The organism is Saccharothrix isguenensis, assembly GCF_052936305.1.
The window spans coordinates 134,311-149,035 of the sequence record NZ_CP193626.1 but is presented as its reverse complement, the minus strand read 5'-3'; the positions used below and the strand labels follow the sequence as shown (position 1 = coordinate 149,035).

The 14,725-nt window shown below is 71.7% G+C and carries 14 protein-coding genes; 10 read left to right on the top strand and 4 right to left on the bottom strand.

Features of this window, described 5'->3' with window-relative positions; translation table 11 throughout:
- The first annotated feature begins 1 nt into the window (after position 1).
- From ACRAKI_RS00715 to ACRAKI_RS00705, 3 genes are read left to right on the top strand one after another with little or no spacing between them, the layout of a single operon-like run.
- Entirely contained in the window at positions 2-1,138 is a 1,137-nt protein-coding gene (locus ACRAKI_RS00715; RefSeq protein WP_447005114.1) for a glycosyltransferase family 4 protein, read from the top strand.
- Between the two features lie 54 nt (positions 1,139-1,192).
- On the top strand, positions 1,193-1,882 hold the full coding sequence (locus ACRAKI_RS00710; RefSeq protein ID WP_184926894.1) for a glycosyltransferase family 2 protein: 690 nt from the start codon (positions 1,193-1,195) through the stop codon (positions 1,880-1,882).
- Between the two features lies 1 nt (position 1,883).
- A complete protein-coding gene (locus ACRAKI_RS00705) occupies positions 1,884-2,357 on the top strand; it encodes a DUF2304 family protein (RefSeq protein WP_447005113.1) in 474 nt (157 codons plus the stop codon).
- A 243-nt stretch (positions 2,358-2,600) separates the two neighbouring features.
- Here ACRAKI_RS00705 and ACRAKI_RS00700 read toward each other — a convergent pair whose 3' ends face one another.
- Both ACRAKI_RS00700 and ACRAKI_RS00695 read right to left on the bottom strand, forming a co-directional pair.
- Entirely contained in the window at positions 2,601-3,542 is a 942-nt protein-coding gene (locus ACRAKI_RS00700) for an NAD-dependent epimerase/dehydratase family protein (RefSeq protein WP_447005112.1), read from the bottom strand.
- 42 nt (positions 3,543-3,584) lie between these two features.
- A complete protein-coding gene (locus ACRAKI_RS00695) occupies positions 3,585-4,409 on the bottom strand; it encodes an HAD family hydrolase (protein WP_447005111.1) in 825 nt (274 codons plus the stop codon).
- Positions 4,410-4,443: 34 nt separating this feature from the next.
- On the opposite strand from ACRAKI_RS00695, the gene ACRAKI_RS00690 reads away from it, so the two are divergent.
- From ACRAKI_RS00690 to lhgO, 5 genes are all read left to right on the top strand, one after another.
- Complete coding sequence (locus ACRAKI_RS00690; RefSeq protein WP_447005110.1) at positions 4,444-5,346, top strand: LLM class flavin-dependent oxidoreductase; 903 nt, start codon at positions 4,444-4,446, stop codon at positions 5,344-5,346.
- Between the two features lie 60 nt (positions 5,347-5,406).
- Complete coding sequence (locus ACRAKI_RS00685) at positions 5,407-6,504, top strand: glycosyltransferase family 4 protein (protein WP_447005109.1); 1,098 nt, start codon at positions 5,407-5,409, stop codon at positions 6,502-6,504.
- Positions 6,505-6,636: 132 nt separating this feature from the next.
- A complete protein-coding gene (gene gmd, locus ACRAKI_RS00680; RefSeq protein WP_447005108.1) occupies positions 6,637-7,671 on the top strand; it encodes a GDP-mannose 4,6-dehydratase in 1,035 nt (344 codons plus the stop codon).
- Positions 7,655-8,572, top strand: a complete 918-nt coding sequence (locus tag ACRAKI_RS00675) for an NAD-dependent epimerase/dehydratase family protein (RefSeq protein WP_447005107.1) — start codon at positions 7,655-7,657, stop codon at positions 8,570-8,572. The genes gmd and ACRAKI_RS00675 overlap by 17 nt, the downstream gene beginning before the upstream one ends.
- A gap of 36 nt (positions 8,573-8,608) precedes the next feature.
- Complete coding sequence (lhgO, locus tag ACRAKI_RS00670) at positions 8,609-9,796, top strand: L-2-hydroxyglutarate oxidase (protein ID WP_447005106.1); 1,188 nt, start codon at positions 8,609-8,611, stop codon at positions 9,794-9,796.
- A gap of 28 nt (positions 9,797-9,824) precedes the next feature.
- Here lhgO and serS read toward each other — a convergent pair whose 3' ends face one another.
- Positions 9,825-11,075, bottom strand: a complete 1,251-nt coding sequence (serS, locus tag ACRAKI_RS00665) for a serine--tRNA ligase (RefSeq protein WP_447005105.1) — start codon at positions 11,073-11,075, stop codon at positions 9,825-9,827.
- Positions 11,076-11,450: 375 nt separating this feature from the next.
- Here serS and ACRAKI_RS00660 point away from each other — a divergent pair, with 375 nt between their 5' ends.
- Both ACRAKI_RS00660 and ACRAKI_RS00655 read left to right on the top strand, forming a co-directional pair.
- Positions 11,451-12,602: a glycosyltransferase family 4 protein gene (locus tag ACRAKI_RS00660; RefSeq protein WP_447005104.1), complete on the top strand. Its 1,152-nt coding sequence runs from the start codon at positions 11,451-11,453 to the stop codon at positions 12,600-12,602.
- 93 nt (positions 12,603-12,695) lie between these two features.
- Complete coding sequence (locus ACRAKI_RS00655; protein ID WP_447005103.1) at positions 12,696-13,961, top strand: lipopolysaccharide biosynthesis protein; 1,266 nt, start codon at positions 12,696-12,698, stop codon at positions 13,959-13,961.
- 119 nt (positions 13,962-14,080) lie between these two features.
- Here ACRAKI_RS00655 and ACRAKI_RS00650 read toward each other — a convergent pair whose 3' ends face one another.
- Entirely contained in the window at positions 14,081-14,677 is a 597-nt protein-coding gene (locus ACRAKI_RS00650; RefSeq protein WP_447005102.1) for a methyltransferase domain-containing protein, read from the bottom strand.
- Between the last annotated feature and the right edge of the window lie 48 nt (positions 14,678-14,725).

The following is a 14,725-nucleotide window of genomic DNA, read 5'->3' as shown; positions in this document are numbered from 1 at the left end:
CGTGCACCTGGTCGACATGCCCGTCTACTACCCGCCGCACAAGGGCGGTGTCGAGGCGTACGCGCACGAACTGCACCGGCGCTTGCTGGAAGCCGATCCGAACCTGCGGATCACCGTTTTCACGTCGGCGGTAGGCGCGCCGGCGGGTGTCCAGCGACTCGCCGAGCGGTGGACGGTGGTGCGGTGGCCGGGACGTGAGGTGGTCTCGCACTACCCCGTGCCGTACCCCGGTTTCACCCGGAAGCTGCGCGCGCTGTGCGGCCCCGACACGGTGCTGATGACGCACACCCGGTTCTACTGGCCGCACCTGTGGGCGGCGCTGTTCGCCAAGCGGGCGCGGCTGCGGCGGGTGCACGTGGAGCACGGGTCGAGCCCGGTGCAGAGCGGCAACCGGTTCATCCGGTTCGTGGCGGACGTCGTGGACCGCATCACCAGCCAGCCGGTGCTGCGCTGGGCGGACCACGTGGTGGCGGTGTCCCGGTCGGCGGCGCGGTTCGTCCGCGACCTGGCCGGGCGCGACGCGCAGGTCCTGTACCGGGGCATCGAACTGCCCGACGGCGTGGCGGCGTCGGTGCCCGAGGGCGAGCCGGTGGCCTGCTACGTCGGCCGGCTGATCAACGGCAAGGGTGTCGGCGACCTGCTCACCGCGACGGCGGACCTGCGCCGGCGCGGCGTGCTGCTGCGGCTGCGGCTGTGCGGCGACGGACCGGCGGCGGCCGACCTGCGGGCGCAGGCGACGCGGCTCGGGCTGGCCGACCACGTCGAGTTCCTGGGCGCGGTGGACCACGCCACGGCGTTGCGCGAGATGGCCGCGTGCACGGTGTTCGTGAATCCCAGTTGGACGGAAGGCCTGCCCACGACGGTGCTGGAGGCCGCGGCCATCGGCCGGGCGATCGTGGCCACCGACGTCGGCGGCACCGCGGAGATCATCGACGACGGCGTGACCGGCAGCCTCGTGCCGGCCCGCGACCCGCGCGCGCTCGCCGCCGCCCTCGAAGCCGCCGTCACCGACCCCGAGCGGGAGGCGCGGGCGGACAAGCTCGGCGAGGTGACGCGGGAGCGCTTCTCGTGGGACCGCAGCATCGCCGCGTTCACCGCGATGCTGGTCGGCCACGAGCCTGACCGGCGGGCACGCTAGCCTTGTCGGGCAGACACCCCCATTTTCTTCGGCAAGATCGGCGAGGAGGCCGCTGTGGCGGACCAGTCTGACGTGTGGCTGGTCGTGCCCGTCTACAACGAGGCACAGGTGATCGCCGACGTCGTGCGCAACGCGCTGGAGACGTTCCCGAACATCGTGTGCGTCGACGACGGTAGCCGGGACGGCTCGGCCGACGCGATCCGCGGCTCCGGGGCCCACCTCGTGCAGCACCCGGTCAACCTGGGCCAGGGCGCGGCCATCCAAACCGGCGTCGAGTACGCCCGGTCGCAGCCCGGCGCCGAGTACTTCGTCACGTTCGACGCCGACGGCCAGCACCAGGTCGCCGACGTGCTGCGGATGCTGGAGCGGCTGCGCGCCGAGCCGGTCGACATCATCGTCGGCACCCGGTTCAAGGGCGACGACTCGCACATCCCGCTGATCAAGCGCGTGGTGCTGAAGACGGTGGTGGCGATCAGCCCGCGGCTGCGGAAGCTGAAGCTGTCCGACGCGCACAACGGGCTCCGGGTGTTCAACAAGAAGGTGGCCGAGGAGCTGCACATCACGCTGAACGGCATGGGCCACGCGTCGCAGATCGTCGACATGATCTCGCACCGCGGTTGGCGGGTCACCGAGGAACAGGTCGAGATCCTGTACACGGAGTACTCGATGGCCAAGGGCCAGTCGCTCATCAACGGCGTGAACATCCTGTTCGACACGGCTCTCAAGACGGGGTCCAAGCGCTGACATGCTGATCCAGTTCCTGCTCATCGGCACGGTCATCGTCCTGCTGGTGTTCTTCCTGCGCCACCACGGCACCACGAAGACCGCTGCGGGCGTGAAGATCGGTTTCGCCCTCTTCATGGTGCTGGCGGCGGTGGCCGTGCTGCGGCCGGCGGACGTGTCGATGCTGGCCGAGTTCGTGGGCGTCGGGCGTGGCACCGACCTGGTGCTGTACGGGCTCGTGGTGGCGTTCGGGTTCGCCACGATCAACACGTACCTGCGGTTCAAGGAGTTGGAGCTGCGGTACGCGCGGCTGGCGCGGGCGATCGCGTTGCGCAACGCCGAGCCGCCCCAGCACGAGGGCTCCGATGCCGCCGCCGCTGTGGATGCCGCCGCTGTGGATGCCGCCGCCTTGAACCCCGCCGTGAACCCCCCTGCGAACCCCGCCGTGGTGGACGCCGTGGACGCCGACGCGAAGGACCAGGCGCACAGCGCTTGAGTTCCCGCGGTCCGGCTCCGGTGGACCGGCCCCGGTGGACCGGCCGCCCGGTTGTCCACAGGCGGCGCGGTTGTCCACAGGCAGCCCTTCGGCGAGCGCGCCTGTCGGTCCCTTCTGGAAGCCTGAAAATCAGGGGTCCCCTGGGCGGGGACCCCTGATTCGAGGTGCGCCACACGGCCCGGCGCGTTGTGGACGGTCGCAGCGGCGTCGTAGCCGGGCCGGGGGCCGAGGCCCGGTAGCGGGTCAGGCCTGGAGCGACCGGAAGTAGTCGACGGTCAGGCGGACGCCGGTGGCGATGTCCACCTCGGGCTTCCAGCCCAGCTCGGCCCGCGCCAGCGACGAGTCGATCGCCGACGCGCGCAGGTCACCCAGCCGGGCCGGGGCGAACTCCGGCTCGTCGGGCACACCGGCGGCCTGGGCGACGAGGGTGTGCAGCTCGCGGTCCGAGACCTGCTGCGCGGTGCCGATGTTGTACCGGCGGCCACCGCCTGCCTCACCGGACGCGGCCACGAACGCGGCCACGACGTCCTCCACGAACACGTAGTCGCGCGTGTTGCCGCCGTCGCCGAACACCTTGGTCGGACGCCCCGCCAGCAGCGCCGACGCGAAGATGGCCACCACGCCCGCCTCGCCGTGCGGGTCCTGCCGCGGCCCGTACACGTTCGCCAGCGCCAGGTGCGTGCACTCCAGCCCGTACAGCTGCCGGTAGGTGTTCAGGTACACCTCGCCGGACACCTTGGACGCCGCGTACGGCGACTTCGGGTTGATCGGCACCGTCTCCGACACCGGCAGGACGTCCGGCGTGCCGTAGATGGACCCGCCGGACGACGCGAACACGACCTTCCGCACCCCGGCCCGACGGGCGGCCTCGGCCAGGTTCACCGTGCCCAGCACGTTCTTGTTGGCGTCGAGCAGCGGCTCGGCCACCGACACCCGCACGTCGATCTGCGCGGCCAGGTGGACCACGACCTCCGGCCCGAACCCGGTGACCACGTCGGCCAGTTCCGGCGAGGTGATGTCCACCTGCGAGAGCGAGTACCGGTCCGCGGTGGCCGGGTCGACCGGCGCGGTCCGCTTGCCGCGGCTCAGGTCGTCCACGACGTGCACCTCGTGCCCGTCCCTCAGCAGCCGGTCGACCAGGGTGGAGCCGATGAAACCGGCGCCGCCGGTCACTAGTGCGCGCACGAGAGCGTTCCTCTCAAACAAGGCAAGCGGGTCACGAGCAGCCTAGAACCAGCGCTCGAGCACCAGCGCCACCCCGTCCTCCGAGTTGGCCGCGGTGACCTCGTCGGCCGCTTCCAGCGCGTCCGCGTGCGCGTTGCCCATGGCCACGCCGTGACCGGCCCACCGCAGCATCGGCACGTCGTTCGGCATGTCCCCGAACGCCAGCACGCCGCTCGCCGGCACGCCGAGGCGTTCGGCGACGGCGGCCAGGCCGGTCGCCTTGGTCACCCCGGGCGCGGCGAACTCCAGCAGGCCCGCGTTGGTCGAGTACGTCATCGCCACCTGGCCCTCGATCAGCGGCCCGACCGCCGCCGCCATGTCGGCCGACGTCATCTGCGCGTGCCTGACCAGCAGTTTCACCGCCGGTCGGCCGAGCACGTGGGCCCGCTGGTGGCCGAGCAGCGGCTGGCCGTCCCCGTCCCAGGGGTGGTTGTAGAACTCGTCGGCGACGAAGTCCGAGTTCATCGGGCCGCCGTCACGGGCCGTCTCCGCCACGCGTTCGGAGGCCATCGAGCAGCCCGGCAGCACCTCGTCCAGCACCGAGGCGAGGTTGCTGAGCTGCACCGGGGTCAGCAGCTCGGCCGACAGCACGCGGTCGGCGCCGATGTCGTAGACCACCGCACCGTTGGAGCACACGGCGTACCCGGTGAGGCCGGCGGCGTCGGCCACCTCCGGCACCCAGCGGGGCGGACGGCCGGTGGCCAGCACGAACGGCACGTCGGCGGCCAGCACCCGGCGGACCGTCTCCGCCGTGCGTGGGCTGACGCGCCCCAGGGTGGTCAGCAGGGTGCCGTCGACGTCGGATGCCACAAGGGAAGGTCTCTGCACTCCCCCATCGTGCCCCGTCGGATAACGTCGCCGCGTGCGCACTGGCATTGTGATCCTGCCCGAACACCGCTGGTGGATGGCCGAACACAAGTGGAAGGCAGCCGAGGAGTACGGCTTCCACCACGCGTGGACCTACGACCACATGGGGTGGCGTTCGCTGGTCGACGGACCGTGGTTCGGCGCCGTTCCGACGCTGGCAGCAGCGGCGTCGGTGACCGGGAAGATCCGGCTCGGCACCCTCGTCGCGTCCCCGAACTTCCGCCACCCGGTGCCGTTCGCACGGGAACTGCTGGCCCTGGACGACCTCACCGACGGCCGGTTCACGCTCGGCGTGGGGGCCGGAGGTGTGGGCTACGACACGGAGGTGATGGGCGCCACGGCGCTGGACAACAAGCAGGGCGAGCGCAGCCGGCAGCGGCGGTTCGAGGAGTTCGTCGCCTCGCTCGACATGCTGCTGGCCCAGGAGCGCACCACGTTCAGCGGCGAGTACTACGAGATCCGGGACGCCCGCAGCGCGCCGGGCTGCGTGCAGCGGCCACGGCTGCCGTTCGTGGTGGCGGCGAACGGGCCGAAGGCGATGGCGGTCGCCGCGCGGTACGGCACGGGCTGGGTCACCACCGGGCCGCAGACCGACGACGAGGCCGAGTGGTGGCGGGGCGTGGCCCGGATGGCGGAGACGTTCCGGGAGGTGCTGGCCGGGATCGGTCGGGCGAAGGAGTCGATCGACTTCCACCTGAACGCCGACTCGTGCCCGGTGTACTCGCTGACCAGCGTGGAGCACTTCCGGGACGTGGCCGGCAAGGCGCGGGCGCTCGGCTTCACGGACCTGATCGCGCACTGGCCGCGCGCGGACGGCGTGTACGCGGGCAGTGAGGCGGTGCTGGAGCAGGTGGTGACCGACGTGCTGCCGGAGCTGGTCGGCAGCGACACCCCGTAGCGCCGCGCGGGCCGGGGAGTCCGTCGGGCGGCACCCGGCCGCCGGCCTACGATGAGCGCCGTGCCTCTTCGCATCGCGGTCGACCTGGTCTTTTACACGGGGCGCAAGGGTGGCACCGAGAGCTACGCACGCGGGCTGTTCCCGGCCCTCGCCGCCGCGCACGACGACTTCAGGTTCGTCGGCATCGGCAACCGCGAGCTGGCCGAGCAGCCGCCGGACTGGTTCCCCGGCGAGATCGTGTCGCTCCCGGTGTCCGGGGAGAACCGCGCCGCGTGGGCGGCGGCGGTGGCGCTCGCGGTCGGGCCTCGGGCCCGCGCCCTCGGTGCGGACCTGCTGCACTGCCCGTCGAACTTCGGGCCGGCCGTCCGGCTGCTGCCGACCGTGGTCACGGTGCACGACATCCTGGGCACCCGGCACCCCGAGTGGGTGCAGGGCCGGTTGTCGCGCGGCGTGCAGGCGTTGACGAAGGCGACCGTGCGGGCGGCCGACCGGATCATCACCGACAGCCGGGCGTCCGCCACCGACGTGCACGAGCTGCTCGGCCGGCCGATGGCCGACATCGACGTCATCCACCTCGGGGTCAAGCCGGTCGACGTCCTGGAGCGGTCGGGCAGACCGGCCGGGCGGCCGTACGTGCTGGCGGGCGGCAACCGGATGACGCACAAGAACTTCGACGGGCTGCTCGAGGCGTGGGCGCTCATCCCGGCCGCCGAGCGCCCGAAGCTGGTCATCACGGGCAGCCACGGCGACGACCCGCTGCGGCCGGTGGTGGAACGCCTCGGGCTGGGCGGCGACGTCGAGCTGCGCGAGTGGGTGAGCGCCGACGAGCTGGCCGCCCTCTACGACGGTGCGAGCGCGTACGCGTTCCCGACCCTGTTCGAGGGTTTCGGGCTGCCGGTGCTCGAAGCGATGGCCCGCGGCTGCCCGGTGATCGGCTCGGACATCCCGGTGCTGCACGAGGTCGGCGGCGACGACATGGCCTACTTCGACCCGCGCGACCCGGCCGCGATCGCCACCGCGGTCCGCACGGTCGTGGGTGACCCCGACGCGCAGGCCGCGATGGCCGCCGCCGGGCGCAAGCGCGCCGAGACCTTCACCTGGCAGCGCACCGCGGACGCGACCGCCGCCGTCTACCGAGCCGTGGCTCGCGCGAGATGACGCCCGGTCGGGCTGGGGCAGACGCCTGACCGCAGGCCGTGGCAGGCCCGCACTAGACTCCCGCGAACGCGATGTTCGGACAACATTTGTGCGTCGCTTGATGCATTCGAGAACAAGGAGCCAACCACCGTCATGCGGACCGCACTCGTCACCGGCATCTCCGGGCAGGACGGCGCCTATCTCGCCCAGCTGCTGCTGGAGAAGGACTACCAGGTCTACGGCGCGTACCGGCGCACGAGCTCCATCAACTTCTGGCGGATCGCCGAGCTCGGCATCGAGCAGCACCCGAACCTGCACCTGGTCGAGTACGACCTCACCGACCTGGGCAACAGCATCCGGCTCCTGGACACCACCGGCGCCGACGAGATCTACAACCTGGCCGCGCAGAGCTTCGTCAGCGTCTCCTTCGACCAGCCGACGACGACCGCGCAGATCACCGGCCTCGGCGCGCTGAACCTGCTGGAGGCGATGCGCACGGTCCGCCCGGACGCGCGGTTCTACCAGGCGTCGACGTCCGAGATGTTCGGCAAGGTGCAGGCGGTGCCGCAGACCGAGTCGACGTCCTTCTACCCGCGCAGCCCGTACGGCGTGGCGAAGCTGTTCGCGCACTGGACGACGGTGAACTACCGCGAGTCGTACAACATCTTCGGCTCCAGCGGCATCCTCTTCAACCACGAGTCGCCGTTGCGGGGTCAGGAGTTCGTGACCCGCAAGGTCACCGACTCGGTGGCGAAGATCAAGCTCGGCAAGCTGGACGTGCTGGAGCTCGGCAACCTCGACGCGAAACGCGACTGGGGTTACGCCAAGGAGTACGTGGACGGCATGTGGCGGATGCTCCAGGCCGACGAGCCGGACACGTTCGTGCTGTCCACCAACCGCACGGTGACCGTCCGCGACTTCGTGTCGCTGTCGTTCGCCGCCGCCGGCATCGAGCTGCGCTGGGAGGGCTCCGGCGAGTCCGAGCGCGGCCTGCACGCGGAGACCGGCCGCGAGCTGGTCCGCGTGAACCCCAGGTTCTACCGCCCGGCCGAGGTCGACCTGCTGATCGGGGACGCGTCGAAGGCCAAGGACGTGCTCGGCTGGGAAGCGAAGACCCCCATCGAGGAACTGTCCAGGATGATGGTCGAGGCCGACATCGAGAGGAACGAGCGTGGGTTCTCCTTCTGAGCCGACGCGGGTCCTGGTCACCGGCGTCTCCGGCTTCACCGGGCGGCACGTCGCGGCGGAGCTGGTCGGCGCCGGCCACGAGGTCGTCGGCCTGGCGCACGTCGCCGGCTCGGGCGCCCCGGCGGTGCCCGGCGTCGTCGTCCACCGGGCCGACCTGCTCGACCGGGACGGAATGCGGTCCGTGGTCGCCGAGGTCCGGCCGGACGCCGTGGTGCACCTGGCGGCCGTCGCGTTCGTCGCGCACGGCGACGCGGACGAGCTGTACCGGTCGAACGTGGTCGGCACCCGCAACCTGCTCGAAGCGGTGAGCGAGGCGGACCGGCAGCCGCGGATCGTGGTGCTGGCGAGCAGCGCGAACATCTACGGCAACGCCACCGTCGAGCCCATCCACGAGGACGTCCCGCCCGCGCCGGTGAACGACTACGCGGTGAGCAAGCTGGCCATGGAGCACATGGCGAAGCTGTGGGCGGACCGGCTGCCGATCGCGATCACCCGGCCGTTCAACTACACGGGCGCGGGCCAGCACCCTAAGTTCCTGATCCCGAAGATCGTCGACCACTTCCGGCGCGGCGAGCGGAAGATCGAGCTGGGCAACACGGAGGTCTGGCGCGACTTCGGCGACGTCCGGAACGTGGCCCGCTACTACCGCAGGCTCGTCGAGGTCGCCCCGGCGGGCAGCACGCTCAACCTGTGCTCGGGCGTCGCGCACTCGCTGACCGAGGTGCTGGAGATGATGGCCGCCATCGCCGGGTACGAGATCGAGGTCGAGGTGAACCCGGCGTTCGTCCGGGCGAACGAGGTCGTCCGGCTGGTCGGCAGCCGGCAGCGGCTCGTGGACACCGTGGGCGACGAGCCGGTGATCCCGTTCGCCGACACCTTGGAGTGGATGTACCGCGCGTGACACCGCACTAGCACCGCCGCACTACTGTCTGCGCCTGTGCGACGAGTCGTGGTGATCGGTGGCGGGATCGTCGGCCTGGCGACGGCGCGGGAGTTGGCGCGGCGCGGGCACGACGTGGTGGTGCTGGAGAAGGAGCCGCAGTGGGCGGCGCACCAGACCGGGCACAACAGCAACGTGGTGCACGCGGGCCTGTACTACAAGCCGGGGTCGTTGAAGGCCCGGATGTCGGTGGCGGGCAACGCGTCGATCGTCGCGTACGCGCGCGAGCACGGCGTGCCGGTGGAGGTGTGCGGCAAGCTCGTCGTCGCCACCTCGCCGGACGAGCTGCCCAGGCTGGACGCGTTGGCGGGGCGGGCGGCGGCGAACGGGGTGGCGGCGCGGCGGATCGGCGTGGACGAGGCGCGCGAGTACGAGCCCGAGGTGGCGGCGGTGGCCGCGTTGCGGGTGGAGAGCACCGGGATCATCGACTTCCCGGCCGTGTGCGCGGCCATGGTGCGCGAGCTGAACGGCCACGACCTGCGGTTGCACACGCCCGCGTTGGCGATCCGGCGGGCGCTCAGTGGCGGTGGCGTGGAGGTGGCCACGCCGAGCGGCGTGGTGCGGGCGGACGCGCTGGTGAACTGCGCGGGCCTGCACAGCGACCGGATCGCCCGGCTCGCGGGCGTGACGCCGTCGGCGACGATCCTGCCGTTCCGGGGCGAGTACTTCGAGCTGCGGCGCGAGCGGCGGCACCTGGTGCGGGGGCTGATCTACCCGGTGCCGGACCCGGAGCTGCCGTTCCTGGGCGTGCACCTGACCCGGATGCTGGACGGGAGCGTGCACGCGGGGCCGAACGCGGTGCTCGCGCTGCGCCGCGAGGGCTACCGGTGGCGTGACTTCTCGGCGGCGGACGTGGTCGACGTGGCGCGGTTCCCCGGCACGTGGCGGCTGGCCCGGCGGTTCGCGCGGACCGGGGCCGAGGAGGTGCTGCGGTCGTTGTCCCGTCGGCGGTTCGCGGCGAGCCTGGCCCGGCTGGTGCCGGCGGTGCGGGAGGACGACCTGGTGCGGGCGTCGGCGGGCGTGCGGGCGCAGGCGATGCGGGCGGACGGGTCGCTGGTGGACGACTTCCTGATCGACACCGCGCCGCGGCAGGTGCACGTGCTCAACGCGCCTTCACCCGCCGCGACGTCGGCGTTGGAGATCGGCCGGCACGTGGCCGGCGAGGTGGAACTCAGCTGGGGTTGATCAGTCGGGCGTGATCAGTAGGCCGTGATCAGCTGGGCGTGAGCACGTCCAGGCCGAGGAACGGGCGCAGCGCCTGCGGGACGACGACCGAGCCGTCGGCCTGCTGGTGGTTCTCCAGGATGGCCACGATCCAGCGGGTGGTGGCCAGGGTGCCGTTGAGCGTGGCGGCGATCTGCGGCTTGCCGTTCTCGTCGCGGTAGCGCACGTTCAGCCGGCGGGCCTGGAACGTGGTGCAGTTCGAGGTGGACGTCAGCTCCCGGTACGCCTGCTGGGACGGGATCCACGCCTCGCAGTCGAACTTGCGGGCGGCGGACGAGCCGAGGTCGCCCGCGGCCGTGTCGATGACCCGGTACGGGACCTCGACCTTGGCCAGCATCTCCTCTTCCCAGGCCAGCATCCTGGCGTGCTCGGCCTCGGCGTCCTCCGGCTGCACGTAGGAGAACATCTCGACCTTGTTGAACTGGTGCACCCGGATGATGCCGCGGGTGTCCTTGCCGTACGAGCCCGCTTCGCGGCGGTAGCACGACGACCAGCCCGCGTAGCGCTTCGGCCCGTCCAGGATCTCGTCCGCGTGGTAGCCCGCGAGGGGCACCTCCGACGTGCCGACCAGGTACAGGTCGTCGGCTTCGAGGCGGTAGATCTCGCTCGCGTGCGCGCCGAGGAAGCCGGTGCCCGCCATGATCTCCGGCCGGACCAGGGTCGGCGTGATCATCAGCTTGAACCCGGCGGCGGTGGCCTGGGCGACGGCCATGTTCAGCAGGGCCAGTTCCAGCTGGGCGCCCACGCCGGTGAGGAAGTAGAAGCGCGAGCCGGACACCTTCGCGCCGCGCTCCATGTCGATCGCGCCGAGCTTCGTGCCCAGGTCGAGGTGGTCGACCGGGTCGAAGTCGAACTCGCGCTTCTCGCCCACGTGCTTGAGCACCACGTAGTCGTCCTCGCCGCCGGCGGGGGCGTCGGGGTGGACGACGTTCGGGACGGCGCGGTGCAGCTCGGTCAGCTCGGCCTCGGCGGCGGACTGCTCGGCCTCGGCGGCCTTGACCTCGGTGGCCAGCTCCTTGCCCTTGGCCAGCAGCGCGTCGCGCTCCTCGCCCTTGGCCCGGCCGACCTGCTTGCCGAACGTCTTCTGCTCGCCGCGCAGCGTGTCGGCGCGGGCGATGGCGGCCCGGCGGCGCTCGTCGGCGGACAGCAGCGCGTCGACCACGGACTCGTCCTCACCGCGGGCGCGTTGCGACGCACGGACGGCTTCCGGGTTTTCGCGCAGTGCCTTGAGGTCAATCACGAGGTCAGGGTAGTACCCGCCACCCAGGCCTTTTCGTGGTGGTGCGCGCCCGAACCGACCGCCCGGCGCAACGCCCGCCGCACCGTCCTCGGCACCGTCCGCCGAACCCCCGGGGCCGATGCCCTCGGGAAGCCCACGCTCACGCACAGGTCCCCGCGAAGGGATCCCTTGATTTGATTCTGCCGGCTGCGACCGACAGTCTCTGGCAGCCGGGATCCACCTGTGGATAACTGCCCGACCCAGCCGCGTAACAGGCCCTCACAGGCGTTACAGCGGCTGTGTAGGGTGCCGCAACCGGGTGATTCCCCGGCCTGACCGTCGAACGGCCGGCCGATACGATTACCACCACTCCGAGTGTCAGACAGAGGAGCGCTAGTGCGCATCGCCATTGCCTTCGACTGCCTGTTCCCGTGGACCAAAGGCGGTGGTGAGCGCCTGTACCGACAGTTCGCCGAGGAATTCGTCGCCGCCGGGCACGAGGTCACGTACCTGACCCGCCTGCAGTGGGACGAGGAGCCGGTGATCGAGGGCATCGAGATCGTCGCGGTGAGCCAGGACCGCAACCTGTACGACGCGAACGGCGTGCGCACCATCGGCCCCGCCCTGAGGTACGCCTACGGCTTGGCGAAGCACCTCCGCGCGAACCGCCGCAACTACGACGCCGTGCTGGTCTCCGCCGTGCCGAGCACGAACGTGCTGGCCGTCCGCGGTGCGCTGATCGGCTCGAAGGTGGCCATCGACGTCGACTGGCTGGAGGTGTGGCGCCCGGACCAGTGGCGCGCCTACTCGGGCCCCGTCATCGGCCGGGTGGCCGGCCTGCTCCAGTGGGTCGCCGCGAAGCTGAGCCCGATCGCCTCGTGCCACTCGCAGTTGCACGCCCGCCGGCTGGAGGCCGGTGGCCTGCGCGGCAAGGCGATCGTCAGCCACGGCCTGATCGACCCCCGGGAGGACGTGGAGCCGAACCCGACCGTCACGTCGCCGCCGCGCGTCGTCTACGTCGGCCGGCACATCGCGGACAAGCGGGTCGAGACGCTGCCGGCGGCCATCGCGGAAGCCCGCAAGTCCATCCCCGACCTCGAAGCGACGATCTTCGGCGAGGGCACCAGCCGGGCCGCCGTGCTCGCCGAGATCGACCGCCTCGGCCTGCGCGACGTCGTCCGCACCCCCGGTTTCGTCAGCCAGGAGGAGTTGGACGAGGGCATCCGCACGGCCGCCGTGCTGGTCAACCCGTCCCAGCGGGAGGGCTACGGCCTGGTCGTGGTCGAGTCGTGCGCGGTGGGCACGCCGGTCGTCCTGGTGGAGGGCGACGACAACGCGGCCGTCGAACTGGTCGAGCCGGGGGTCAACGGGCAGGTGGCCAAGTCGACCGCGGGCATCGGCGCGGCGATCGTGGACGTGATCTCGCGGGGCGAGCCGCTGCGCAAGTCCACGCACGACTGGTACGTCCGGGTGAGCAAGACCAACACGGTGCGAGCCTCGGCCAGGCAGATCCTGGAAAGGCTGGTCCAGACCGCCGCCCTACGATGAGCGCCGTGCCCACCCGCATCGCTGTCGACCCGCTGTACTTGACGCGCAGACGAGCCCGGCCGTCGTCGGCCGCCGGCCCGGACGTGCGCTCGCGTGCCCACCATGAGTGACAGCGGCAAGCGCGCCGGGCTGCTGGTGCTGATCGCGAGCTTCGCCGGGCACGGCGGCAACTACCTGTTCTACGTGGTCGCCGCCCGCATGGTGACGCCCGCGGAGTTCGCCGCGATCTCGGCGCTCATCGCGTTCGGCACGATCACCTGGATGCCGGTGAACGGCGTGCAGATGTCCGTGACGCGGAACGTGGCCGTCCTGCGCACCTCCGGCACCCCCGCCGAACTGTCCGCCTACCTGCGGCAGCAGGGCCGCCGGATGGGCATCGCGTGCCTGGTCATCGCGGGGGTGATCGCGGGCTTGAGCCCGGTGCTGGCCGATCGCCTGCACCTCGGCTCGCCGCAGCCGGTGCTCCTGGCGGCGCTGTGGATCGGGACGACGTGCATGCTGCTCGTCCTCACCGGCGCCACCCAGGGCATGGAGCGGTTCGGCTACGTGGCGTTCGCGCTGGCCGGGCCGCTGGGCGCGCTGCGGCCCCTGCTGCTGCCGCTGTGCCTGCTCGCCGCCGGCATGTCGGGCAGCATGTGGGCGATGATCATCGCGACCCTCATCGGTCTCGCGGTGATGTTCCCGCCGGTGGTCCGGGCCGCGAAGCCCGCCCCGTCGACGCCACCCGCCTCGACGAACACCCTGACCACGATGATCGGGCTGCTCGCGTTCTCGTCGCTGACGAACGTGGACCTGCTCGTCGGGCAGGCGATGCTGGCGGAAGCCGACCGGGCCGTGTACGCGGGCGCGGTGCTGCTGGGCAAGGTGGCGCTGTTCGCGCCCGCCGCGCTGGCCATGGTGCTGCTGCCGAGGGCCGCCGCCGCGCTGGAACGCGGTGAGTCGGCCGAGCGGGCGGTGCTCAAGACGCTGGCCCTGACGGGCGCGGCCGGGCTGTCCGTGGCGCTGGTCCTGTGGCTCATGCCGACGTGGGTGCTGACCGTGACGTTCGGCCCGACCTACGCCGCGTCCAAGCCGTTGCTGCCGGCGCTCGCGCTGGTCATGACGGCCGCGGCGCTGCTGTGGGTGCACCTGACGTTCGCCATCGCGCGCAAGAGCACGCGGATGGTCGTCGGCCTGGTCGGCATCGCCGTCGGGCACTGGGTGCTGCTGGCCCTGCTGCACGGCTCGCCGTGGCAGGTCATCCTGGCCTCGGGCCTCGCGGTCGGCACGGCGCTGGTGGTCGTGGAGACCGGGTCGAGGTCCGGTTCCGTCCGGATGCTCCTGCGCACCGCCAAGGCCGGGAAGGCCGCGATCGGCTGACCCGCTGCCCCCGCCGTCGGCGTTCGGCGGAGGCACCTGTCAGTTCCGCAGGAGCACCTGCCGGTTCGGCGGGGGCACCTGTCGACGGATCGCGCCGTCGGCCCCGGTGTGCGATCGGGTCAGTCCCTCGGCCGCAGCGCCAGCGCGTACACGTTGCGGCGCCAGCCGGGCAGCCACGCGGCGGCCTGGAGCAGCGCGGGGCGGCGCTTGCCGGGCAGCATGCCGGACACGATGCCGGTGCCGGGCATGACGGACTCGTAGGACACCGTCCGGACGTCGAAGCCCTGGTCCTCGAACAGCCGGCGCATCGACGCGCGGGTCCACGGGCGGCGGTGCGTGTAGTCGTTCCACACCCATCGCTGCGCGTCCGGCGAGGAGGCGAACACCCGGCCGCCGGGCTTGAGCACGCGGTGCACCTCCCGCACCAGGGTGACCGGGTCCAGCAGGTGCTCCAACACGTCCTTCAGGACCACCCCGTCGAACTCGGCGTCACCGAGCGGGAGCTCCTGCTCCAGGTCGGCCAGGCGGACGTCGATGCCCTGCTCCTTGGCCTTGCGCACGGTCGACTCGAAGTTGTCCAGCCCGACGTAGTCGGGGAAGAACTCGGAAACCCAGGCCGTGCCGCAGCCGACGTCGAGGATGCGGGAGCCCGGCGTGAAGTGCCGGACGACATCGTTGTAGGTGCCGGGCTTGGCGTGCCACTCGTGGTAACCCATCGAAACGTTCAACCGACTTTCGGCCGTAGGGTCGGGACAGGGCGTTCA